The sequence below is a fragment of the Stutzerimonas kunmingensis genome (assembly GCF_021432085.1).
Taxonomy (GTDB): Bacteria; Pseudomonadota; Gammaproteobacteria; order Pseudomonadales; family Pseudomonadaceae; genus Stutzerimonas.
The window spans coordinates 386010-408377 of sequence record NZ_CP090366.1 but is presented as its reverse complement, the minus strand read 5'-3'; the positions used below and the strand labels follow the sequence as shown (position 1 = coordinate 408377).

General features: G+C 64.5%; 20 protein-coding genes and 1 pseudogene. 13 read left to right on the top strand and 8 right to left on the bottom strand.

Translation table 11 applies throughout. The features are described from left to right. Positions 1-28: 28 nt before the first annotated feature. Positions 29-1471, bottom strand: coding sequence for an aldehyde dehydrogenase family protein (locus LW136_RS01925; RefSeq protein WP_102832257.1), 1443 nt, complete (start codon positions 1469-1471; stop codon positions 29-31). Positions 1472-1541: 70 nt separating this feature from the next. Next, entirely contained in the window at positions 1542-2453 is a 912-nt protein-coding gene (gene kdgD / locus LW136_RS01920; RefSeq protein ID WP_102832258.1) for a 5-dehydro-4-deoxyglucarate dehydratase, read from the bottom strand. Positions 2454-2902: 449 nt separating this feature from the next. Here kdgD and LW136_RS01915 point away from each other — a divergent pair, with 449 nt between their 5' ends. The 4 genes from LW136_RS01915 to LW136_RS01900 all read left to right on the top strand — a co-directional run bounded on the left by LW136_RS01915 (position 2903) and on the right by LW136_RS01900 (position 7381). Next, complete coding sequence (locus LW136_RS01915) at positions 2903-4282, top strand: enolase C-terminal domain-like protein (RefSeq protein WP_102832259.1); 1380 nt, start codon at positions 2903-2905, stop codon at positions 4280-4282. A 28-nt stretch (positions 4283-4310) separates the two neighbouring features. After that, a complete protein-coding gene (locus tag LW136_RS01910; protein ID WP_102832260.1) occupies positions 4311-5291 on the top strand; it encodes a tripartite tricarboxylate transporter substrate binding protein in 981 nt (326 codons plus the stop codon). A 64-nt stretch (positions 5292-5355) separates the two neighbouring features. Then, the gene (locus tag LW136_RS01905; protein ID WP_102832261.1) at positions 5356-5850 is read left to right on the top strand and encodes a tripartite tricarboxylate transporter TctB family protein; all 495 of its coding nucleotides are present in this window, start codon (positions 5356-5358) and stop codon (positions 5848-5850) included. Positions 5851-5860: 10 nt separating this feature from the next. Continuing rightward, positions 5861-7381 (top strand): tripartite tricarboxylate transporter permease, encoded by a 1521-nt coding sequence (locus LW136_RS01900; RefSeq protein ID WP_102832262.1) that lies wholly within the window; start codon positions 5861-5863, stop codon positions 7379-7381. A 37-nt stretch (positions 7382-7418) separates the two neighbouring features. Here LW136_RS01900 and LW136_RS01895 read toward each other — a convergent pair whose 3' ends face one another. Further along, positions 7419-8561: an L-talarate/galactarate dehydratase gene (locus tag LW136_RS01895; protein WP_102832263.1), complete on the bottom strand. Its 1143-nt coding sequence runs from the start codon at positions 8559-8561 to the stop codon at positions 7419-7421. A gap of 104 nt (positions 8562-8665) precedes the next feature. On the opposite strand from LW136_RS01895, the gene LW136_RS01890 reads away from it, so the two are divergent. Then, complete coding sequence (locus LW136_RS01890) at positions 8666-9607, top strand: LysR family transcriptional regulator (RefSeq protein WP_102832264.1); 942 nt, start codon at positions 8666-8668, stop codon at positions 9605-9607. Between the two features lie 119 nt (positions 9608-9726). Here LW136_RS01890 and LW136_RS01885 read toward each other — a convergent pair whose 3' ends face one another. Next, the gene (locus tag LW136_RS01885; protein ID WP_102832265.1) at positions 9727-10953 is read right to left on the bottom strand and encodes a type II toxin-antitoxin system HipA family toxin; all 1227 of its coding nucleotides are present in this window, start codon (positions 10951-10953) and stop codon (positions 9727-9729) included. After that, positions 10953-11276 carry a helix-turn-helix domain-containing protein gene (locus LW136_RS01880; protein ID WP_102832266.1) on the bottom strand — a complete coding sequence of 108 codons (324 nt, stop codon included), beginning with the start codon at positions 11274-11276 and terminating at the stop codon, positions 10953-10955. The genes LW136_RS01885 and LW136_RS01880 overlap by 1 nt, the downstream gene beginning before the upstream one ends. A 489-nt stretch (positions 11277-11765) precedes the next feature. Here LW136_RS01880 and LW136_RS01875 point away from each other — a divergent pair, with 489 nt between their 5' ends. From LW136_RS01875 to LW136_RS01840, 8 genes and pseudogenes are all read left to right on the top strand, one after another. Continuing rightward, positions 11766-12482: an AzlC family ABC transporter permease gene (locus tag LW136_RS01875; RefSeq protein WP_234174527.1), complete on the top strand. Its 717-nt coding sequence runs from the start codon at positions 11766-11768 to the stop codon at positions 12480-12482. After that, positions 12472-12780 carry an AzlD family protein gene (locus LW136_RS01870; RefSeq protein ID WP_041015653.1) on the top strand — a complete coding sequence of 103 codons (309 nt, stop codon included), beginning with the start codon at positions 12472-12474 and terminating at the stop codon, positions 12778-12780. The genes LW136_RS01875 and LW136_RS01870 overlap by 11 nt, the downstream gene beginning before the upstream one ends. Positions 12781-13164: 384 nt before the next feature. Continuing rightward, entirely contained in the window at positions 13165-13980 is an 816-nt protein-coding gene (locus LW136_RS01865; protein WP_234174526.1) for an NAD-dependent epimerase/dehydratase family protein, read from the top strand. Positions 13981-14021: 41 nt separating this feature from the next. Continuing rightward, positions 14022-14912, top strand: a complete 891-nt coding sequence (locus tag LW136_RS01860; protein WP_234174525.1) for an SMP-30/gluconolactonase/LRE family protein — start codon at positions 14022-14024, stop codon at positions 14910-14912. Between the two features lie 80 nt (positions 14913-14992). Further along, entirely contained in the window at positions 14993-15964 is a 972-nt protein-coding gene (locus LW136_RS01855) for a TRAP transporter substrate-binding protein (protein ID WP_191122404.1), read from the top strand. 58 nt (positions 15965-16022) lie between these two features. After that, positions 16023-16550, top strand: coding sequence for a TRAP transporter small permease (locus tag LW136_RS01850; RefSeq protein ID WP_041015650.1), 528 nt, complete (start codon positions 16023-16025; stop codon positions 16548-16550). Further along, positions 16550-17838: pseudogene (locus LW136_RS01845) on the top strand (TRAP transporter large permease). Before LW136_RS01850 ends, LW136_RS01845 begins: the two are co-directional and overlap by 1 nt. 223 nt (positions 17839-18061) lie before the next feature. Further along, positions 18062-18964 (top strand): EamA family transporter, encoded by a 903-nt coding sequence (locus tag LW136_RS01840; RefSeq protein ID WP_234174524.1) that lies wholly within the window; start codon positions 18062-18064, stop codon positions 18962-18964. Between the two features lie 41 nt (positions 18965-19005). On the opposite strand, the gene LW136_RS01835 is transcribed toward LW136_RS01840, so the two are convergent. From LW136_RS01835 to LW136_RS01825, 3 genes are all read right to left on the bottom strand, one after another. After that, entirely contained in the window at positions 19006-19761 is a 756-nt protein-coding gene (locus tag LW136_RS01835; protein WP_014818809.1) for a FadR/GntR family transcriptional regulator, read from the bottom strand. Between the two features lie 115 nt (positions 19762-19876). After that, positions 19877-21481, bottom strand: coding sequence for an alpha,alpha-trehalase TreF (gene treF, locus LW136_RS01830; protein ID WP_234174523.1), 1605 nt, complete (start codon positions 21479-21481; stop codon positions 19877-19879). Further along, positions 21478-22245, bottom strand: coding sequence for an SDR family NAD(P)-dependent oxidoreductase (locus tag LW136_RS01825; RefSeq protein WP_044314342.1), 768 nt, complete (start codon positions 22243-22245; stop codon positions 21478-21480). The genes treF and LW136_RS01825 overlap by 4 nt, the downstream gene beginning before the upstream one ends. Between the last annotated feature and the right edge of the window lie 123 nt (positions 22246-22368).

The following is a 22368-nucleotide window of genomic DNA, read 5'->3' as shown; positions in this document are numbered from 1 at the left end:
CAGCGCGGCCTTTCGACCGGCTTTCACCTCAGCCGATGTAGGTGGTCTTCACCGTGGTGTAGAACTCCTGGGCGTAGCGACCCTGCTCGCGCGGGCCGTAGGACGAGCCTTTGCGGCCGCCGAACGGCACGTGGTAATCCACCCCGGCGGTCGGCAGGTTGATCATCACCATGCCGGCCTGGGCGTGACGCTTGAAGTGGTTGGCGTGCTTCAGCGAGGTGGTGCAGATGCCGGCGGACAAACCGAACTCGGTGTCGTTGGCCATGGCCAGCGCCTCGTCGTAGTCCTTGACCTTCACCACGTTGGCCACCGGGCCGAAGATCTCTTCGCGGCTGACGCGCATGCTCGGGTTGCTGTCGACGAACAGTGTCGGCGCCAGGAAGTAGCCCTCGGTGCCGCACTTCACCCGCTCGCCACCGCAGGCCAGGCGTGCGCCTTCCTGCTTGCCGATCTCGATGTAGCGCAGGTCCTGCTCAAGCTGCGCCTCGGACACTACCGGACCGACGTCGACGCCCTGCTCCAGCGCCGGGCCGACCTTGATCTTCTTGATACGCTCGACCATCGCCTCGACGAAGCGGTCATAGATGCCTTCGGTGACGATGATGCGGCTCGAGGCCGTGCAGCGCTGGCCGGTGGAATAGAAGGCGCTCTGGGTGCACAGCTCGACCGCGACTTTGAGGTCGGCATCGTCCAGCACGATCTGCGGGTTCTTGCCGCCCATCTCCAGCTGCACCTTGGTGCCGCGCGCCACGCAGGCCTGGGCGATGCCGCGACCGACGCCGACCGAACCGGTGAAGCTCACCGCGTCGACATCCCTGGCATTGACGATGGCTTCGCCGACTTCACGACCTCGGCCCATCACCAGATTGAACACACCGGCCGGGAAGCCCGCGCGGGAGATGATCTCGGCGATGGCCCAGGCGCAGCCCGGCACCAGATCGGCCGGCTTGATCACCACACAGTTGCCGAAGGCCAGCGCCGGGGCGATCTTCCAGGCGGGGATGGCGATGGGGAAGTTCCAGGGGGTGATCAGGCCGATCACGCCGAGCGGTTCGCGGGTGACCTCGACGCCGACTCCGGGGCGTACCGATTGCAGCGTCTCGCCGGCCTGGCGCAGGCATTCGCCGGCGAAGTACTTGAAGATGTTGCCGGCGCGGGCGACTTCGCCGATGGCTTCGGGAAGAGTCTTACCTTCTTCCCGCGCCAGCAGCGTGCCGAGTTCTTCGCGGCGGGCGAGGATTTCCACGCCGACCTTTTCCAGCGCATCGGCGCGCGCCTGGATGCCGAAGGTGGCCCAGGCCGGAAAGGCGCGGCGGGCGGCGGCGAAGGCCTGCTCGACCTGCCCGGCATCGGCCTGGGCGTATTCGCCGATCACGTCAGAGAGGTCGGACGGATTGGTGTTGGCCTGGTAGCGATCCGAGCCGACCCACTGGCCGTCGATGTAGTTGTCGTAGCGTTGTACGTCAGCCATGCAAAGTGTCCTCTGATGATGCCCGGCGCGGCCATTCCGCAGGGCGGCGCCGGGGCGATTCCGGAAAGGCTTACTGGGCGCCCTGCTTCTCGATCAGCACTGCAAGGCGCTCGTATTCGTCGGGCTTCAGCTCGGTCAGTGGCGCGCGCACCGGGCCGGCGTCGTAGCCGGAAATGCGCGCGCCGGCCTTGACGATGCTGACCGCGTAGCCCTTGCAGCGGTTGCGGATGTCCAGATACGGCAGGAAGAAATCGTCGATTAGCTTGCCGACGGTTTCGTGATCCTCGCGGGCGATGGCCTTGTAGAAGTCCATCGCGGTCTTCGGAATGAAGTTGAACACCGCCGACGAATACACCGGCACGCCCAGCGCCTTGTAGGCCGCGGCATAGACTTCCGCGGTCGGCAGGCCACCGAGGTAGCTGAAGCGCTCACCGAGGCGGCGGCGGATCGACACCATCAGTTCGATGTCGCCCAGGCCATCCTTGTAGCCGATCAGGTTCGGGCAGCGCTCGGCCAGCTGCTCCAGGTGCGTCGCCGTCAGGCGGCAGACGTTGCGGTTGTAGACCACCACGCCGATGTTCACCGACTTGCAGACCTGCTCGACATGCAGGGCGACGCCTTCCTGACTGGCCTCGGTGAGGTAGTGCGGCAGCAGCAGCAGGCCCTTGGCACCCAGGCGCTCGGCTTCCTGCGCCATCTGAATGGCCAGGCGGGTCGGGCCACCGACGCCGGCGAGGATCGGCACCGTGCCGGCGCAGGTGTCGACGGCGGTCTTGATGATCTCGCTGTACTCGCGCGGCTCCAGCGAGAAGAACTCGCCGGTACCGCCGGCAGCGAACAGCGCCGAGGCACGGTAGGGACCGAGCCATTCCAGGCGCTTGACGTAGCCGGCGCGATTGAAGTCGCCCTGCGCGTCGAAGTCGGTGACCGGGAATGACAGCAGGCCGGAAGAGAGGATGGCCTTCAATTCTTGTGGGTTCATTATTCGAGCATCCTGAATGCATGTGGAGGAGGTACAAGGGCATCAGTCTTGAGATACGTTATCGTACAACTAAAAATACTCCAACCGTTTTTTCTGCGCATTTTCTTCAGCATTGAAAGCTGACTGAAAGCTTTCTGCTTTTCACTCGCCCGGCCAGGTCAATCACCATGAGGGCGGCAGCTTAAAAGGCATAAGCAGCTGCAGACGACCCAGCTAAATGCACTGATGATTTCGTTTGACAGGTGACGTAGCGAACTGTAAAAAATCCCACATAGTCGTACGACGACCTATAACCACAATAACAATAGCGAGGCCCCGGACATGTTCCGCAATTGCCCGTCCCCTGCGCAGCCGCTGGCTGCCGATAACGCCATCCGCCGCGCTGCCTCAGCAGATGCGTGCACAGCGCCCGCCCCGGTCGCTCGCCTCGCCTGCAGCGGAGGCCGCGCATGAGTCAGCCGTTCAGTGCAACGCCCCGCGTACAGAGCATGCAGGTCATACCCGTGGCCGGCTACGACAGCATGCTGCTCAATCTCTGCGGCGCACACGCTCCCTACTTCACCCGCAACCTGGTCCTGCTCACCGACAATGCCGGCAACACCGGTATCGGCGAAGTACCCGGTGGCGAGGGTATCCGTCAGGCATTGGAGCGTAGCTGCCCGCTGGTCATCGGCCAGCCGATCGGCGCCTACAACCGGGTGCTCAACCGCCTGCGCGCGATGCTCGCCGGCAATGGCCGCGACACCCGCCACGAGGTGACCTCCGCAGCTGAGGCAGCGGTACCCAAGCAGCCTCACGAGATCAACCTGCGCCTGGACAACGTGATAACCGCAGTCGAGGCCGCCCTGCTCGACCTGCTCGGCCAGCACCTCGACGTGCCGGTAGCCGAGCTGCTCGGCAGCGGCCAGCAGCGCGACGCGGTGCCGATGCTCGCCTACCTCTTCTATATAGGTGATCGCCAGCGCACCGACCTGCCCTATCTGGCCAGCACCGGCGAGGGCTGGTACCACCTGCGCCACCAGCAGGCGCTGACCCCGGACGCCATCGCTCGCCTGGCCGAGGCCGCGCATGCACGCTATGGCTTCGCCGACTTCAAGCTCAAGGGCGGGGTGATGCGCGGCGAGGAGGAGATGCAGGCCATCGCCGCGATCAAGGCGCGCTTCCCGGATGCCCGCGTGACGCTGGACCCCAACGGCGCCTGGTCGCTGGACGAGGCCATCGCCCTGTGCAAGGGCCAGGGCCACCTGCTGGCCTACGCCGAGGACCCCTGCGGTCCGGAAAATGGCTACTCCGGCCGCGAGATCATGGCCGAGTTCAAGCGCGCCACCGGCATTCCCACTGCGACCAACATGGTTGCCACCGACTGGCGGCAGATGGGCCACTCGCTGCGCCTGGAGGCGGTCGACATCCCGCTGGCCGACCCGCATTTCTGGACCATGCAGGGCTCGGTGCGCCTGGCGCAAATGTGCGAGCAGTTCGGCCTGACCTGGGGCTCGCATTCGAACAACCACTTCGACGTCTCGCTGGCCATGTTCACCCATGCCGCGGCCGCCGCACCGGGGCGCATCACCGCCATCGACACCCACTGGATCTGGCAGGAAGGCCAGGAGCGCCTGACCCGTGAGCCGCTGCAGATCGTCGCCGGCCAGGTTCGCGTACCCGAGCGCCCGGGCCTGGGCATCGAGCCGGACATGGACCGGATCATGGCGGCTCACGAGCTTTACAAGAAGGTCGCCAGCGGCGCGCGTGACGACGCCATGGCGATGCGTTACCTGGTGCCTGGCTGGACCTACGACCCGAAGAAACCCAGCCTCGGCCGCAATACCTGAACCCGCAGCCCAAACCCGGAGAACTCCAATGAAAACAATATTCCGCGCCTCCCTGCTTTCCGCCCTCGTCGGCATCGCCGGTCTCGCTGCCGCCTCCACCTCGATGGCCGCCGATGTGAAATGGCCGACCCGCCCCGTACAGGTGGTGGTGATCGCCAACCCCGGCGGCGACACCGATTTCAACGCCCGCACCATGGCCAAGTACTTCAACCAGATCACCGGCAAGAGCATGGTGGTGACCAACATCGCCGGCGGCGGCGGCACCCTGGCCGCCGAGCAGGTCAAGGGCGCGGCGGCGGACGGCAACACCATCCTCTTCACCCACCCGGGCCAGCTGATCGTCAACGAGGTCGCCGGCCTCACCGAGGACAGCTACGAGATCTTCGATGTGGCGTGCATCGCCGGGGTCGACAAGAGCACCGTGTTCGTCGCCTCCAAGCAGTCTGGCGTGACCAGCATGCAGGACCTGATCGCTAAGTCGAAGGCCGAGCCGGGCAGCATCACCTACGGCACCGAGATGGGCAGCTTCTCCCACGTGCAGGGGCTGATGCTGGAGAAGCTGACCGACACCAAGCTGAAGATGGTCGACGGCGGCACGGTTTCCGACCGCGTGGTGGGCATGCTCGGCGGACGCCTGGACCTCGGCGCGATCACCTACGGCTCGGTGCAGGACTACGTCAGCGGTGGGCAGATGGTCGCCCTCGGCCAGCCCAACGAGGAGCGCAACCCACTGCTCGGCGAGGTGCCGACACTCAAGGAGCAGGGCCTCGACATCACCATGGACAAGCCCTACGTGGTCGCTTTCCCGAAGGGCACCGACCCGGCGATCGTGAAGAAGATGGCCGACGTGATGAAGCAGATCACCGAGATCCCCGAGTACGCCGAGGAACTGAAGAAGTTCAAGCAGCCGGTGGCCTACTACGGCACCGAAGAGGCCAAGGCGATTCTGGCCAAGACCCGCGAGGACTTCATGCAGTTCAAGGACGAACTGCGTCAGGCCAAGAACTGATCGCTGACGTGTCGCCAGCCGGCCACGCCGGCTGGCTGTCTCTCCTCGCGCACGGAGGTTTGCCATGACCACTGCAAACAAGAAAGAACTGACCATCGGCGTGGCCATGCTCGGCGCCAGCATCGCCTATCTGGTGATGGCCTACCGCGTACCCGGCCACGACGGCATTGATGCCGCCACCGTCCCCACCCTGCTGGCCATCCTGCTCTGCCTGCTCGGGGCGCTGCAGACGCTCAGCGCCATCGGCAACCGCGCGCGGCCCGCGGCCGAGAGCGACGCCGACGCACCAGAGCAAACCAGCGCCAGCGTCGTCGAGCCACTGACCGTACTGAAGACCCTGGGTCTGATTTTGATCTACGTGGTGCTGCTCGGCCCGGTGGGCTTTCCGATCATGACCGCGCTGTACCTCTACCTGCAGTTCATCGTCCTGACGCCCGTGAACCAAAAGGTCCGCCACCTGCTCTACGCGGCCATCGCGGTGGTCACGCCGGCCGTCATCTACCTGCTGTTCCGCGAGGCCTTCGATCTGTTGCTGCCCGCTGGTCTGCTGAATTTCTGAGGAATCGACCATGCTCGAATTACTGCAGCAAGGCTTCGGTGCCGTCTTCTCGCTCAACATCATGCTGCTGATGCTCGGCGGCGTCGCGGTCGGCATCGTCTTTGGCGCCGTGCCCGGCCTGTCGGCGACAATGGCCGTGGCGCTGTGCCTGCCACTGACCTTCACCATGGGCCCGCAGGCCGGCCTGTCGCTACTCGTTGCGCTGTTCGTCGGCGCCACGTCCGGCGGCCTGATCTCGGCGATCCTGCTGAAGATTCCCGGCACACCGTCGTCCATCGCCACGGTGTTCGACGGCGGCCCGCTGATGGAGCAGGGCCTGGGCGTGAAGGCGCTCGGCGTCGGCATCGTGTTCTCCTTTCTCGGCACCATCTTCAGCATCATCGCGCTGATGTTCATCGCCCCGCAGCTGGCCAAGGTGGCGCTGAGCTTCGGCCCGCACGAATACTTCGCCATCGCCGTTTTCTCGCTGACGCTGATCGCCACCCTTTCCGCCGGCTCGATGGTCAAGGGGCTGTTCGCCGGCACGCTGGGCATCGCCGTATCCACCGTCGGCATCGCCCCGGTCGAGGCCGTACGCCGCTTCACCTTCGGCGTCAGCGAGCTGAACGGCGGCTTCTCCATGCTCACGGTGATGATCGGCATTTTCGCCGTGGCCGAAGTCATCAAGCTCGCCGAAACCGGACGGCATGCCGTGCGCAACAAGGCCGGCTCGGTGAGCATGAAGCAAATCAAGGGCTTCGGCTTTTCGCTGAAGGAGTTCCGCCAGGAGCTGCCCAACGCGACCCGTTCCGGCCTGATCGGCCTGGCGGTGGGCATCCTCCCGGGGATCGGTGCCGGCACCTCCAACCTGCTCTCCTACATCGTCGCCAAGAAGCGCGCCAAGCAGCCGGAAACCTACGGCAAGGGCAACATCGGCGGCGTGGTCGCCAGCGAGACGGCGAACAACGCCGGCATCGGCGGCGCCATGATGCCGCTGATGACCCTGGGCATTCCCGGCGACACCACCACCGCGATCCTGCTCGGCGGCTTCCTGATCCACGGCATCCAGCCTGGGCCGCTGCTGTTCGTCAGCCAGGGGCCACTGGTCTACACCATCTTCGCCGCGCTGCTGGTGGCCTCGGTGATGATGCTGTTCATGGAGTTCTACGGCCTGCGTCTGTTCATCAAGCTGCTCGACGTACCCAAGCACATCCTGCTGCCGATCATCCTGGTGCTCTGTGTGGTCGGTGCGTTCGGCCTCTCCAGCCGGCTGTTCGATGTCTGGTCGATCCTGCTGTTCGGTGTGCTTGGCTATGCCTTCGTCAAGGCGGGTATGCCGGTCGCGCCCTTCATCATCGGCTTCATCCTCGGGCCAATGGCGGAGACCAATCTGCGCCGCGGCCTGATGCTCTCCGACGGCAACTTCGCCTCGTTCTTCACCAACCCCATCGCCGCGACCTTCCTCGGCCTGGCCCTGGCCTTCGTGCTCTGGCAGCTGTACAGCGCGGTGCGACCACGGGGCGGCGTGCTCGGTCAGGCGCTACGCACCTGAACCTGCGCCCCTCTTCCCGCCGGAGGAGGGGCTTGGCTCAGCCGCGCTGACCGAACGCATCGCTTGCCAGCGTCCAGCCCGCCACCTGCTCGCTGAGGCTCAGCCCCAGCCCGGGCCGGGTCGGCACCTGCATGCAGCCATCGCTGATCTCGAGTCGCTCCTGGAACAGCGGCTCGAGCCATTCGAAATGCTCGACCCAGGTGGCATGTTCGTAGGCCGCAGCGAGGTGGATATGCAGCTCCATGACGAAGTGCGGCGCCATGACGATTCCACGCCGCCGCGCCGCCTCGGCCACCTGCAGGAACGGCGTGATGCCACCGATGCGCGGCGCGTCATGCATGATCACGTCCACCGCGCCGCGCTCGACGAAGGCACAGGCTTCGGCCGCGCTGCCGAGCATCTCGCCAGTGCCGACCGGGGTGATCAGCTGTGCCGCCAGGGCGGCATGGCCTTCCAGATCGTGGGCGTCCAGCGGCTCCTCGATCCAGGTCAGGTCGAACTCCTCCAGTGCCCTGCCCATGCGCGCCGCGGTGGTGCGGTCCCACTGCTGGTTGACGTCCACCATCAGTGCCACCTCGTCGCCGAAGTGCCTGCGCAGCGCCGCGACCCGGCGCAGGTCGGCGCGGTGGTCAGGCTGGCCGACCTTCAGCTTGATTCCGCCAATGCCTCGCGCCCTAGACGCCTCGGCCTTTTCGATGACCTCCTCGATGGGCGCCTGCAGGTAGCCGCCGGAGGTGTTGTAGCAAGGCACCGCGTCGCGATGGGCGCCGAGCAGCTTGGCCAGTGGCAGCCCGGCGCGACGCGCCTTGAGGTCCCACAGTGCGGTGTCGAAGGCGGCAATGCTCTGCACCGCCAGGCCGCTGCGCCCGATCGAGGCGCTGGCCCAGCTCAGCTGGCTCCACAGGCGGGCGATGTCGTTGGGGTCCTCGCCCAGCAGCAGCGGCGCCAGTTCCCGCGCGTGGGCATATTGCGCGGGGCCGCCGGTGCGCAGGCTGTAGCTGAAGCCCAGCCCCTTAAGCCCCTGCCGCGTCTGCAGTTCGACGAACAGCAGGCTGACCGACGCCAGGGGCAACTGTCGCCCGGTAAGCACCTTGGCGTCGCTGACCGACCGCTGCAGTGGCAACTCCACAGCACGCAGGCCGATCCAGGTGATGCGGTCCGCTTCGTACAGGTCGCTCATTCGTGCTGCCGCCTCGCCAGTTCAGGGAATGAGTGGATAATCCCCCCGAAGGATTGATACGGTCTAATTCATTTCCGCACTCGATTGATACCAGGGACGGATCAATGTTCGAACTCGCCCAGCTGCGCTGCTTCACCACCCTGGCCAGCGAACTGAATTTCCGTCGCGCGGCCGAGCGCCTGAACATGACCCAACCGCCACTGAGCCGGCAGATCCAGTTGCTGGAGCATCAGTTGGGCGTCGCGCTGTTCACCCGCAGCACGCGTTCTGTGGCGCTCACCGCCGCCGGTCGCGCCTTCTTCGTCGAGGCCCAGGCCCTGCTCGACCAGGCCCACCGCGCCGCACAAGGTGCGCGCCTGGCCGCACTGGGCGAGAGCGGCTCGCTGACCATCAGCTTCGTTGCCAGCGCGGTCTACGACTTCCTGCCGCGCGCCATCACTCAAATTCGCCAGGAACGCCCGGGCGTGGCCATCAACCTGCTGGAGACCACCACCTTCGAACAACTGCAGGCTCTGCGCGCGCGTCGGGTCGACCTGGCGGTGGTGCGCGAGCCCTTGCAGCAGCCGGGACTGGTCAGTGAATGCCTGCTGCGCGAGCCCTTCGTGCTGGCCACGCCGGCCGACCATCCGCTGGCGCAGCATCCGGCGCCGACCCTGGAAATGCTCCACGGCGAGCCGTTCATCCTCTATGCCCATGGCGCCTGGCAGCCGTTCAACGAGCTGCACACCGGGCTGTTCCGTGCCAGCGGTATCCAGCCCGAATTCGTCCAGTCGCTGGGCTCGACGCTGACCATCCTCTCGCTGGTCAACGCTGGCCTCGGCATGGCGCTGGTGCCACGCGGGGCCAGTGCGATCCGCTTCCAACAGGTGCGCTTTCGCGAGCTGCCACTGCCAGCGGGCATCTGTGCCGAGCTGCACCTGGCCTGGCGCGACGACAACGACAACCCGGCGCTGGAGGCGGCGCGCAATGCCGTGCGTCAGGCGGCCCGCGATATCGCCCTGGACCTGCCGCCAATCCAAGGCCTACACCATGGGACGGACTGCTGACGGCCACGAGTGACATTCAAATGGTGGACCAGAGCTGGCGCTATTCAGGCCTGTGGCGAATGCACTGCTCGACGCTAAGTCTAGGACCAAGCTTGCAGGCGGAGCCTTCGCAGCGCGCCCTAAGCGAGCAGTCTCTCGCTGCTTGTTGCGTCCACTGCTGCATCCAGCTCAGCCCCAGCCAAATGCGTTGCATAGTGCTCCATCAGCTCCGACTCCCAAGAAGCGACCTCGTCCAATATGCCGGCCGCCTCATCTTTCGTCAGTGCAAAATGCTCATGCTGGCTAAGCAGGTTGGCTCGACTTAGGAGAGTACCGTTGATACCAACTTCCATCGCCAGCCCCTGCGCAGGCCCCTCTCCCAGCACGGGAAGAACGTCATACATGGGCGAGAGGCGCCAAGCGCCTTCCTGCCAGATCACTGCGTGATTGCGAGGATGATCGTCACTGTTGCCGACCAGAGCGTTGTAGGCCATTCGCCTGTAGAGCGCCTGCCTATCAGAATCTGGCGCGCCTCTGCGGTACAGCTCATCGGCGAGCGCCGCGTAGATCCATCCGTTGCTGCGCTGCACATGCCATTCGGCATCGAGAAGAGTTAAGCCACTCATCATCGGAATGCGGCGAAACCTTGCATCATTCGCTGACCATTCTCGGTCGAATCGCTCCACTAGCAACGTGTTGCCTTTTTCACTTTGATGGAGTGCCGTCCGGGCAACATTCATCCCCTTGGTAGCCGCAAAAGTCATGCAGGCATACTCAAATTTCGGCAGGTCGTAGTGATCAAATTTGTCGCGTGGCTTGGCAAGAATCAGCTTGTGATCAAAGCGGTACGTGCGCTTGGGCCTGGCACCACCAACAGCTGAGCGCTGGTCCCGTATTCTTAATGCCTCCAGCTGCTCAGCGCTCAGCTGGCTGTCATAGATCGCAGCGCAAATATCTATGAAATGATCGAGCCCTTTGGCTTCAAGCATTTTCACAGGCCTTTCGCCTATTCCCGGCCTCGGTGTGCGATCTTCGCCAGCCATGATGTTTCCGGCGCGATCTTCGTTAGGAGATAACAGCAGGAGCTGGATCGGAGTGAGCTCGCCCTTTCGGGTGCGGCGCAACAGGCGTTCTCCCCAGCCATCTGGCATCGCATCATCAATGAAGCCGGGAACGCCGCCATTCTTATGTACCTGAATGGGTCGAGTGGAAAGCGGATACCGTATCGGATCAGGCACCCAACGCTTGGCTTCCACGATCTCCGGCGCATAGACGAAGGTTCCCGTGCGACCAGCAAGGGTCAGCTTGCCCAGCGTCACAGTCTCACCCGTTTCCGGACATTCCATGTAGATGTAAGCGCGCGACATCAGAAGTCCTCCGCGTTGCTGCGCGGCAGCCTGACGCGCTTGGTCGCATTGGTTTCCAAAGCGTCGAGATCAAGCGCTGGGTCATCGATCAGCGCCTGGAAAACCCGGTCGGAAATCCCAACGGTGAACAACGCGAGCATGAAGTCGCGCAGCGAAACACCTTCAGCCTTGCCCCCCTCAATGTGACGAACAGCTCGGAGAGAAATCCCAGCCCGCTCTGCAAGGTCAGCCTGACGCAGCCCCATGCGCAGACGCGCCTCTTTCACCAGAAGGCCTATACGGTAAAGCAGAGAGGCACTTTGAACAGGGAAAAAGCCTTTCATAAGGTTATACCAAGCGACATCCTATGAAGGATAAGATACTACTAATCGCACACTAAACAACCTTGAAAGAATATTAAGCGGTCATCTAATAGAATCTTAAATACGATAAGCTGTCATTAACAGATATCTTATTACGGCGAAAACCCCAGCACGGCAGATCATTCTTGGATTCCGGGCGCTAGATCTGTCCAGTTCGGCACCATTCCAGCCAGATAAGCCTTCTGCTGCGACCGGCAGCTTCTAGCCGTCGGCAGCCCATCACACTGCAAAATCAGAATCGGACATAGCCACCCATCCCATCGGTGATGACTGGCGAGGCGCAGCGTCGAGAGGCCGAAGCCTTCATTGCCGCGCAATCGACTGCTCGCGCGAATCTGTACCGCCCGATCCGACGCCAACTGCGCTGTTCCGTCGCGGCAACACCCCCTAATCTGGCTGGCTGGACGTTGAATGACATCGATCCAGCGCTGCCATCTGGAGGATTCGTGCATGACTGACGCAGAAAGCGAGCTGCATCATTTCGACCGGCGCATGGTCTGGGCCGGTTTTCGCCAGCTCGCGCCGATTTCCATCTTCGTCACCTTGTTCGGCGCCGCCTTCGGCCTTGCCGCGGTGCAGACCGGGCTGGACGATTCGGTGATCCTGGCGATGAGCGCTCTGGTGTTCGCCGGCGCCTCGCAGTTCGCCGCGCTGGAACTTTGGGGCACGCAGGTGCCGCTGTTCACCCTGATGGTCACGGTGTTTGCCATCAACGCCCGCCACCTGCTGATGGGCGCCACACTCTATCCCTGGTTGCGCCAGCTGCCACCGGGCAGGCGCTACGGGGTGATGCTGATCGCGTCGGACGCCAACTGGGCGATGGCCATGCAGGCCTTTAACCGCAACCGCCCGGGCTTCGGCCTGCTGCTCGGTGGCGGCCTGGCGCTCTGGTCGTTCTGGGTGGTCGGCAGTTGGCTGGGCATCCATTTCGGCAGTGCGGTCAGCGACCCGAAGCGCCTGGGGCTGGACATGGTGATGGGCTGCTTTCTGCTGGCCATGGTGGTGGGCGGCGAAAAGAACCTGCGCATACTGGTGATCTGGAGCGTTGCCGCCGGCGCCTCTCTGCTCGCCTTCCGTTACCTGCCGGAGAACAGCCACGTGGTGGTGGGTGCCCTCGCCGGTGGCGCGACCGGGGTGCTGTGGAAGGAGAAAGCGCGTGAATCTTGATGCGACGGGCGCAGGCGCGCTGACCGTGGTGCTGGTCATGGCACTGGTGACCCTGGCGACGCGCTGGGGCGGCGTGTTCGTCATGGCCTTCGTGCCCATCAGCGACCGCGTCCGCCAGTTCATCACCGCCATGTCCGGCTCGGTGCTGGTGGCGATCGTCGCGCCGATGGCCTTGCAGGGTGATGCTGGCGCGCGATTGGCGCTGCTAGCCACGGCAGTGACCATGCTGGTGCTGAAGAAGCCGCTGCCAGCGATTGCCGCCGGTATCCTCGCCGCGGCGCTGGTCAGGCAGCTCTGAACAGCAGCGGCCAATCGCGGCCGCTCAGGACACCGGGTTCGGCAGCCTCCATAGCAGTCATTACGGTGTGCACCAGCAGCGCTTCGGCATTGTGCTGACCACGCACCGACCTCGTTACGCACTCCATTTTCGAGCAGTCATCATACAACTATCGAAAATATTGCTGGCAGCGCCCCGCTTCTATCAATCTCGGGCGCCGCTCCTCTGGAGCCCTCTGTCGCAGCGCTTTAGCTTGGACAACACAAAGGAAGTGACGCTGAGAAGCAACATATGTCATCAAATACGACTTTAAGCGTGTTGACATTCATGCGTCTAGATGCTGATATTTGACACATGTCATATGACAACAGATGACTTCAAGAACAATAACGACAGGCACCCCCGATGACTACCGCTCCCAATCCCACGCTTGGCCGTCTTCTGCTCACCGGAGCGGCAGGCGGCCTTGGTAAGGTCTTACGCGAAAAGCTGCAGCCCTACGCCCGCATCCTCCGACTGTCCGATATCGCGCCGATGACTCCGGCAGCCGGTGAACACGAGGAAGTCGTGCCCTGCGACCTCGCCGACAAGGCGGCCGTGCATGCCCTGTGCGAAGGTGTCGACGCCATCGCCCACTTCGGCGGTGTCTCCGTCGAGCGGCCGTTCGAGGAAATCCTCGACGCCAATATCCGTGGCACCTTCCACATCTACGAAGCGGCGCGCCTGCACGGCATCAAGCGCGTGGTCTTCGCCAGCTCCAACCATGTGATCGGCTTCTACCCACAGACCGAAACCCTGGACGCCCACACACCACGGCGCCCTGACGGCTACTACGGCCTGTCCAAGTCCTACGGCGAGGACATGGCGAATTTCTACCACGATCGCTACGGCATCGAGACCGTCAGCATCCGCATCGGCTCCTCGTTTCCCGAACCGGCCAACCGCAGGATGATGAGTACCTGGCTCAGTTTCCGCGACCTCACCGAGCTGATGCGCTGCGCGCTGTTCACGCCAGCGGTCGGCCATACCGTGGTCTACGGCATGTCCGCCAACCGTGACGTGTGGTGGGACAACCATCTGGCGGCGCACCTGGGCTTCCAAGCGCAGGACAGCTCCGAAGCGTTCCGCGACAAGGTCGAGCAGCAACCGCCGTACAGCGCCGACGACCCGGCCGGGATCTACCAGGGCGGCGCCTTCGTCGCGGCTGGCCCCTTCGACTGATCGATCACCTTCGCCCGCCTACAACAACAAAGAGAAACGCAATGGCCAGTGAAGCTGAACTCATCGCCGACCTGCGCTGCGCCACCGGCGAAAGCCCGGTCTGGGTCGCCGCCGAACAGGCGCTGTATTGGGTCGACATCCCCAATCGCGAACTGCTGCGCTGGAACGCTGCCGACGGCCAGGTTTCCCGCTGGCAGGGCGAGCAGATGCTGGCCTGCATCGCGCGCCGCGGCGATGGCTGGGTGGCCGGCATGGAGAGCGGCTTCTTCGCCCTGCAGACGCGCCCGGACGGCCGACTCGACAGCCACGCGCTGGCGGCCATCGAGCACCAGTTGGCCGATATGCGCATGAACGATGGCCGCTGTGATCGCCAGGGCCGTTTCTGGGCCGGCAGCATGGCGCTGGACATGGCCGCCGGGCATCCAGTCGGCGCGCTCTACCGGCTGGATGACGATGCCAACGATGCACCACTGCGGCCGCAGCTCGACGGTTTCATCGTGTCCAACGGCCTGGCCTTCAGCCCTGACGGACGAACCATGTACCTGTCCGATTCGCACCCCAGCGTGCAGAAGATCTGGTCCTTCGATTACGACACGGACAGCGGCACGCCGACTGGCCGGCGCCTGTTCGTCGACATGCTCGATCACCCCGGCCGACCCGACGGCGCCGCGGTGGATGCCGATGGCTGTTACTGGATATGCGGCAACGATGCCGGCTTGATCCACCGATTCACGCCCGATGGCCGCCTGGACCGTTTGCTCGCCGTGCCTGTGAAGAAACCGACCATGTGTGCTTTCGGCGGCGCGCGCCTGGACACCCTGTTCGTCACCTCGATCCGCCCCGGCGGCGATCTGAGCGACCAGCCGCTGGCCGGTGGCGTCTTCGCCCTGAACCCAGGCGTCACCGGGCTGGAGGAACCCGCTTTCAACTGACTCACCAGGGAAGGGCCGCTGCGTGCCCAACCTCGCTTCTCGCAACGCTGCACACCAACAAAAACAAGATGGAGAGTGTCATGAACCTCAAACGCAAGTTGCTCGTTACTGCCCTACCCTTCGCCTTCTGCGTCAGCGGGCTGGCACATGCCATGACGCTGAAGATTGCCGAGATCCACCCGGCCGGCTACCCCACGGTGGTCGCGCAGGAGAACATGGGCAAGAAGATCGCCGAAGCCACCAAGGGCGAACTGGATTACCGCATGTTCGCCGGCGGTGTTCTCGGCTCGGAAAAGGAAGTGGTCGAGCAGGTGCAGCTCGGCGCGGTACAGATGACCCGCGTCAGCCTCGGCACCCTCGGACCGGTGGTCCCGGACGTCAACGTGTTCAACATGCCGTTCGTGTTCCGCGACCATGAACACATGCGCAAGGTCATCGATGGCGACATCGGCCAGGAGATCCTCGACAAGATCACCAATTCCGAATTCAACATGGTCGGCCTGGCCTGGATGGATGGCGGCGTGCGCAACCTCTACACCAAGGAGCCGGTGCGCAGCCTGGAAGACCTCAAGGGCATGAAGATCCGCGTGATCGGCAACCCGATGTTCATCGAAACCTTCAACGCCCTGGGCGCCAGCGGTATCGCCATGGACACCGGCGAGATCTTCAGCGCGCTGCAGAGCGGCGTGATCGACGGTGCCGAGAACAACCCGCCGACCATGCTTGAGCACAACCACTTCCGCAACGCCAAGTACTACAGCCTGACCGGCCATCTGATCCTGCCCGAGCCGATCGTGATCTCCAAGACCACCTGGAACAAGCTCAGCGCCGAACAGCAGGACCTGGTGAAGAAGTTCGCCAAGGAAGCGCAGTTCGAAGAGCGCAAGTTGTGGGACGAGAAGTCCGCCGCCAGCGAAGCCAAGCTCAAGGAAGCCGGGGTCGAGTTCATCGAAATCGACAAGAAACCCTTCTTCGACGCCACCGCGCCGATCCGCGAGAAGTACGGCGCGCCATACGCCGAACTGATCAAGCGCATCGAAGCCGTTCAGTAATCCTCGTGCAAGCGCATCGCGGCGGCCCGAGCCGTCGCGATGCAACCGGTGGACTCTCATGAAAAACCTGGTTCTGGGCGTCAATGACGCCATCTATCGCACCTGCGTCATCGTCGCGGCCACGGCGATCGTGATCATGGCGACGATCATCCCCTGGGGCGTGTTCAGCCGTTACGCCCTGGGCCAGGGCCTCGGCTGGCCCGAGCCCATCGCCATCCTGCTGATGGTGCTGTTCACCTTCGTCGGCGCCGCCGCCAGCTACCGCGCCGGCGCGCACATGGCCGTACAGGTGCTCAGCGATCGCCTGCCGCCGCTGGCCCAGCCCTTCATCATCCTGTTCGTGCGCCTGGCCATGGCGGCCATCAGCCTGTTCATGCTGATCTGGGGCTACAAGCTGTGCGTTGCCACCTGGAACCAGTACCTGAGCACCTTGCCCTGGATGCGCGTCGGTTTCAGCTATGCGCCGATTCCACTGGGCGGCTTCATCACCCTGCTGTTCGTCATCGAGCAACTGCTGTACGGCGACCAGAGCAAGCGCCGTGTCGTCGACTACGAAGCCCGCGAAGAGTCCAAGGAGTCCGTGTAATGGATGCCGTCGTCCTGTTGGGCAGCTTCATCGTCCTTATCCTGCTACGCGTTCCGGTAGCCTACTCCCTCGGCCTGGCCACTCTGGTCGGTGCCTGGTGGATCGATATTCCACTGCACGCCGTGATGATCCAGATCGCCGGCGGCGTGAACAAATTCTCCCTGCTGGCCATTCCGTTCTTCGTCCTAGCCGGCGCGATCATGGCCGAAGGCGGCATGGCCCGCCGCCTCGTCGCCTCGTCGCCTTCGCCGGGGTGCTGGTCGGCTTCGTCCGCGGCGGCCTGTCACTGGTCAATATCACCGCCTCGACCTTTTTCGGCGCCATCTCTGGCTCGTCCCTGGCGGACACGGCCTCGGTCGGCTCGGTGCTGATCCCGGAAATGGAAAAGAAGGGCTACCCGCGGGGGTTCTCCACCGCGGTGACCATCTCCGGTTCGGTGCAGGCACTCTTGACCCCCCCCAGCCACAACTCGGTGATCTACTCGCTGGCGGCCGGCGGCACCGTGTCGATCTCCGCGCTGTTCGTCGCCGGCATCGGCCCGGGCCTGCTGCTCAGCACCGCCATGGCCGCGCTCTGCCTGCTGTTCGCCCGCAAGCGCAACTACCCCAAGGGCGAAGTGGTGCCGCTGCGCCAGGCGCTGAAGATCTGCGTCGAGGCGCTCTGGGGCCTGATGACCATGGTGATCATCCTCGGCGGCATTCTCTCCGGCGTGTTCACCGCGACCGAGTCCGCCGCGGTGGCGGTGGTCTGGGCCTTCTTCGTCACCATGTTCATCTACCGCGACTACAAGTGGCGCGAGCTCCCGAAGATGCTGCACCGCACGGTGCGCACGCTTTCCATCGTGATGATCCTGATCGCCTTCGCCGCCAGCTTCGGCTACATCATGACGTTGATGCAGATCCCGTCGAAGATCACCACCGCGTTCCTGACCCTGTCCGACAACCGCTACGTGATCCTCATGTGCGTCAACCTGATGCTGCTGGTGCTGGGCACGCTGATGGACATGGCGCCGCTGATCCTGATCCTCACGCCGATCCTGCTGCCGGTGGTGACGTCGTTCGGCGTCGACCCGGTGCACTTCGGCATGATCATGCTGGTCAACCTGGGGATCGGACTGATAACCCCGCCGGTCGGTGCGGTACTCTTCGTCGGTGCCGCCATCGGCAAGGTCACCATCGAGAACACGGTGAAGGCGCTGCTGCCGTTCTACGCCGCGCTGTTCGCCGTGCTGATGGCAGTGACCTATATCCCGATGATTTCGCTGTGGCTGCCGAGCGTAGTGCTCTGATCCAGCTCACGATCTGCTGCGCGTCGGCCCTCCTGCGTTAAAAACAGGCTCGGAATGCTCATTTACAAAAGTAAACTCCGCTTCCTCGCCTGTTTTTGCCTTGTAGGGCTCTAGCTCGCAAGATCTCACACACTGCCTGCTTCGCTGCATCGTTTGCCGAGATACTCGCCCAAGCAAAGCCGCCTTGTGGGCAGCGCCTCGTTTAAGGACGTATCGCCCTGCCATGTTAGCCACGCCGTTTCCACGCCACATCGCTGTACTGGTCCTGGCCACGCTGGCCTGTTCGTTCGCGGCCAACCACATCGCCGCGCGGATCGCCTTCGATCACGGCACCGGCCTGCTGCTGGCCATGCTATGCCGCGCTGGGGTGACCCTGCTGGTGCTGGCCGCGCTGGTGTTCTGGCGTCGCGAATCGCTGCGCCTGAGCCCGGCCACCTGGCGCTGGCAGATCCTCCTGGGTCTGCTGATCGCGGTGCAGAGCTTCTGCATCTATTCGGCGGTGGCGCGCATTCCGGTGGCGCTGGCGCTGCTAGTGGTGAACCTGTCACCGATCCTCCTGGCGTTGCTCACCTGGGCAGTGGGCGGGCCGCGGCCGACCCGCGTGGCGCTGGCGATCATGGGCCTGATCCTGTTCGGCCTGGTGCTGGTGCTGGATGTACCCGCGCGCCTGATGAGTAACGAGGCGACGGATGAACAATGGACCGCCGGGATCCTGTTCAGCCTGACCGCCGCCGCGGTGTTTGCGGTGGCGCTGTGGGTCACCGAGCACAAGCTGTCGAGCATGGCCGGCTCGGTGCGCAGCATGCTGACGCTGATCGTGGTATTTACCGCCTCCGCGCTGCTCGGCGCCAGCGACCTGATTCCGGGTGGTCTGGGCCTGCCCAATGCAACTGCCGGCTGGATCGCCCTCGCCTGCCTGGTGCTGCTTTACGGCGCGGCGTTCTCGACGCTGTTCATCTGCATGCCGCGGCTGAACATCGCGCGCAATGCGCCGGTGATGAACATGGAGCCGGTGGCCGGCATGGTGCTCGGCTGGCTGATCCTCGGGCAGGTACTCGGGGCCATGCAAGTGCTCGGCGGCCTGATCGTGGTCGGCGGTATCGTCCTGCTGGCCTACCGCCGCTAGGGCTGTCGACGTACCCGGCGCTAGCTGCGCCGGGGCGGCGATCAGTTCTGCAGCACTTCCGCTTCGGCGCTTTCGTGGGCCTGGCGCAGCCGCTCGCGGCTGTTTGTCAGGTGCAGCCGCATGGCCGCCCGCGCGGATTCCGGGTCCTGGCGCTCGATGGCCTCGTAGATCTGCTCGTGCTCGCGGCCCAGGCGCGCCTGGTAATGCTGCTGATCGTCATGGGCCAGCCGCGCGGAATTGACCCGGCTGCGCGGGATCAGCGTGGTGCCCAGATGGCTCATGATGTCGGTGAAGTAGCGGTTGCCGGTGGCTTCGGCGATCTGCAGATGGAACTGGAAATCCGATGACACCGCATCGCTGGAGTGCGCCGCGCTCTGGTTGAGCTGATCGAGAAAGGCGCGCATCGCGGCCAGTTGCTCGGGCGAGCGACGCTGCGCAGCCAGCCCGGCCGATTCCACTTCCAGGCTGATGCGCAATTCCAGAATCGCCAGCAGGTCGCGCAGGGTGCCGATGGTCGCCGGGTCGATGCGCAGCCCGGTGGTGCTCGGCGTATCCAGCACGAAGGTGCCGATGCCGTGCCGCGTTTCCACCAGCCCCGAGGCCTGCAGGCGCGAGATCGCCTCGCGCACCACCGTGCGACTCACACCCTGCGTCTGCATGATGGCGGACTCGGTCGGCAGCTTGTCGCCGCGCTTCAACATGCCGTCGCGGATCTGCTGCGACAGTTCGGCGACCAGCTCCTGGGCGAGGCTGCGGTGTTTGCGACGGGCGCGTGGCTGGGCGCTCTGGTTATCCATGGACGGCGATCTCTGAGAAGCGGAAGCAACCGTCATCATAGCCCAGCAGTTGTACGATAACTATTGATCCATTGCATTTGTAGGGAGATTGCGCGCAACCATCGCGCCAGATGTCCTAGGGCGGCGGGCGACAGTGCCCGGCCCGGCAGCGGTTGGCCTGATGGCTGGGGTCCTGCTGCATGAGCTTGCGCGTGACGCCGTTGGTCCAGCCGAAGCCGTCCTGTAGCGGATACTCGCCGCCTTTGGCGTGCTCGGTGCACGGGCGCAGCACGTATTTTTCCACCAGCTTGTTCTCGCGCTCGAACAGGTGGCTGACGATGGTCAGCCAGCGCTCCTCGATATCCAGCGCCAGCGCGTCATGGCCGTAGTGCTGCAGGCCGCGAATGGCGATCCACTGCAACGGCGCCCAGCCGTTGGGGCGATCCCATTGCTCGCCGCTGCCGCTGATCTCGGTGGTGGCCAGCCCGCCCGGGGCCAGCAGGCGGGCGCGCACGGTTGCCGCGACCGCTGCCGCCTGCTCGGCATTGGCCATGCGCACGAACAGCGGCGCCAGGGTCGCGGCGGTGAGGTTGTCGCGCTGCCGGCCGCGCCGCCAGTCATAGTCGAAGTAGGCGCCGGCGCGCGGATTCCACAGGAAGTGGTCGATCGCTGCCAGGCGAATTTCGGCGCGCCGGGCAAAATTCTCGGCACAGGCCTGCTGGCCCTTCACCGCCGACAGCTCGGCGATCTGCCGCTCGAGCTTGTAGAGCAACGCATTGAGGTCGATGGGCAGGATGCTGGTGGTGCGGATGGTCGCCAGCCGGTGCGCATCGTCCAGCCAGCGCGAGCTGAAGTCCCAGCCCGATTCGGCACCGGCGCGCAGGTCACGGTAGACCTCGTGCCGCGGCCGGCAACTGGCGCGGGCGGTCTCGACGTCTTCGCGATAGGACTCCTCGCGCGGCGTATCGCGCTCGTCCCAGTAACGGTTGAGCACCACGCCGTCGGCCAGGCAGACGCAGCGCCGGTGCCGCTCACCGGGGCGCAGCGCATCGGCACCCTCCATCCAGAAGGCATATTCCTTGTGCAGCTGCGGCAGGTAATCGCTGGCCCGGTGCACGCCGTTTTCCTCGAACAGCTCGGTCATCAGGGCGAACACCGGCGGCTGCGAGCGGCCGAGGTAGTAGGTGCGGTTGCCATTGGGCACATGGCCGTAGGTGTCGATCAGGTAGGCGAAGTTGTCCGCCATCGAGCGCAGCAGGTCGCAGTGCCCGCTCTCGTCCAGACCGAGCATGGTGAAGTAGGAATCCCAGTAATACAGCTCGGTGAAGCGCCCGCCTGGCACCACGTACGGGTGCGGCAGCGGCAGCAGCGAGGAATGCTCGGGATGGTCCTGCGGCTGCCGGGTGAGCACCGGCCAGAGCCGGTCGATGTGTTCGGCCAGGCTGTCGTCGGGGTTGGCGACGAATTCCCTGACCGGCATCTCGTAAAGGCTGAAGTGCTCGTGGACGAAGGCGCCGAGATCGAAGCCGGGCTCATTGCAGCGGGCGCGGTATGCCTCGAGGATGACTTCGGGATGGCGCCGCGGCGCGCAGTCGACGAAGGTCTTGCTGTCGGGAAAGATGCGCTGCATCTGCACTGCGACGAACAGCTCCTGATAGCGATCGGCGGGGCTTAGGGTATCGGCCAGCGAGATGGCGCTGACGTCATGGCTGAACGGCTTGTACGACTGGCTACTGGTCATTGTTCGCTGTAATTCCATAGCAGGCCGCCATCGACCACCAGGGTAGTCCCGGTGATGTATTCGGCATCCGGTGAGGCGAGAAAGGCGACGACCCCAGCGACATCGTGAGGCCGCCCAAGGCGCCCGGCCGGGATGTTCTGCAGCAGGCTGGCAAGCTTCTCCGGCTGGTTCATCAGTTCGCGGTTGATCGGCGTTTCCACCGCACCTGGCGCCACGTTATTAACGGTGATGCCGAGTGGCGCAAGCTCGATGGCGATATTGCGCATGAGCATCTTCAGCCCGCCCTTGCTCGCGCAGTAGGCGGTGAAGTTGGGGTGCGGCAGCTCTTCGTGCACCGAGCTATTGTTGATGATGCGCCCGCCACGGCCCTGCTCGCGCAGATAGCGGGCAAAGGCCTGGGCGAGGAAGAACGGCCCGCGCAGGTTGACCTCGAGTACCCGGTCGTAGTCGTCCTCCTCGGCGTCGAGAAATGCGGCGTGCGCCTGCACACCGGCGTTGTTCACCAGGATATCCAGGCGGCCCATGCGCTCGACGCTCTCGCGCACCAGCCGCTGGCATTGCTCGACCTGGCTGACGTCCGCGGCGATGAAGCAGACCCGCCGCCCCACGGCGCGTACTTGCTCGAGGCTCGCACGGGCCTCGTCATCTTCCTCGCGACCGTTGATGACCACGTCGGCCCCCTCCTCGGCCAGGCGCACGGCGATGCCGAGGCCGATGCCGTGAGTACTGCCGGTGACCAGAGCCACCTGATTCTGCAAGCGCATTGCGACCTCCGTACGCACGTCGCCTGAACGCGACGCCGTTTCGATTGGCGATGCAGATGAGACGGAGCGAGCCTTCGCGCGTTCCCTCATCCGTCGGATCGGCGCAGCTGGTCGCGCCGTGGC

Coding starts and splice junctions, on each gene's coding strand:
- LW136_RS01880 (WP_102832266.1), bottom strand. CDS start 11,276: ATGAAAGGCTTTTTCCCTGTTCAAAGTGCCTCTCTGCTTTACCGTATA.
- LW136_RS01840 (WP_234174524.1), top strand. CDS start 18,062: ATGTTAGCCACGCCGTTTCCACGCCACATCGCTGTACTGGTCCTGGCC.
- LW136_RS01875 (WP_234174527.1), top strand. CDS start 11,766: ATGACTGACGCAGAAAGCGAGCTGCATCATTTCGACCGGCGCATGGTC.
- LW136_RS01905 (WP_102832261.1), top strand. CDS start 5,356: ATGACCACTGCAAACAAGAAAGAACTGACCATCGGCGTGGCCATGCTC.
- LW136_RS01925 (WP_102832257.1), bottom strand. CDS start 1,471: ATGGCTGACGTACAACGCTACGACAACTACATCGACGGCCAGTGGGTC.
- LW136_RS01835 (WP_014818809.1), bottom strand. CDS start 19,761: ATGGATAACCAGAGCGCCCAGCCACGCGCCCGTCGCAAACACCGCAGC.
- LW136_RS01865 (WP_234174526.1), top strand. CDS start 13,165: ATGACTACCGCTCCCAATCCCACGCTTGGCCGTCTTCTGCTCACCGGA.
- LW136_RS01850 (WP_041015650.1), top strand. CDS start 16,023: ATGAAAAACCTGGTTCTGGGCGTCAATGACGCCATCTATCGCACCTGC.
- LW136_RS01860 (WP_234174525.1), top strand. CDS start 14,022: ATGGCCAGTGAAGCTGAACTCATCGCCGACCTGCGCTGCGCCACCGGC.
- LW136_RS01900 (WP_102832262.1), top strand. CDS start 5,861: ATGCTCGAATTACTGCAGCAAGGCTTCGGTGCCGTCTTCTCGCTCAAC.
- treF (WP_234174523.1), bottom strand. CDS start 21,481: ATGACCAGTAGCCAGTCGTACAAGCCGTTCAGCCATGACGTCAGCGCC.
- LW136_RS01910 (WP_102832260.1), top strand. CDS start 4,311: ATGAAAACAATATTCCGCGCCTCCCTGCTTTCCGCCCTCGTCGGCATC.
- LW136_RS01855 (WP_191122404.1), top strand. CDS start 14,993: ATGAACCTCAAACGCAAGTTGCTCGTTACTGCCCTACCCTTCGCCTTC.
- LW136_RS01825 (WP_044314342.1), bottom strand. CDS start 22,245: ATGCGCTTGCAGAATCAGGTGGCTCTGGTCACCGGCAGTACTCACGGC.
- kdgD (WP_102832258.1), bottom strand. CDS start 2,453: ATGAACCCACAAGAATTGAAGGCCATCCTCTCTTCCGGCCTGCTGTCA.
- LW136_RS01890 (WP_102832264.1), top strand. CDS start 8,666: ATGTTCGAACTCGCCCAGCTGCGCTGCTTCACCACCCTGGCCAGCGAA.
- LW136_RS01895 (WP_102832263.1), bottom strand. CDS start 8,561: ATGAGCGACCTGTACGAAGCGGACCGCATCACCTGGATCGGCCTGCGT.
- LW136_RS01915 (WP_102832259.1), top strand. CDS start 2,903: ATGAGTCAGCCGTTCAGTGCAACGCCCCGCGTACAGAGCATGCAGGTC.
- LW136_RS01885 (WP_102832265.1), bottom strand. CDS start 10,953: ATGTCGCGCGCTTACATCTACATGGAATGTCCGGAAACGGGTGAGACT.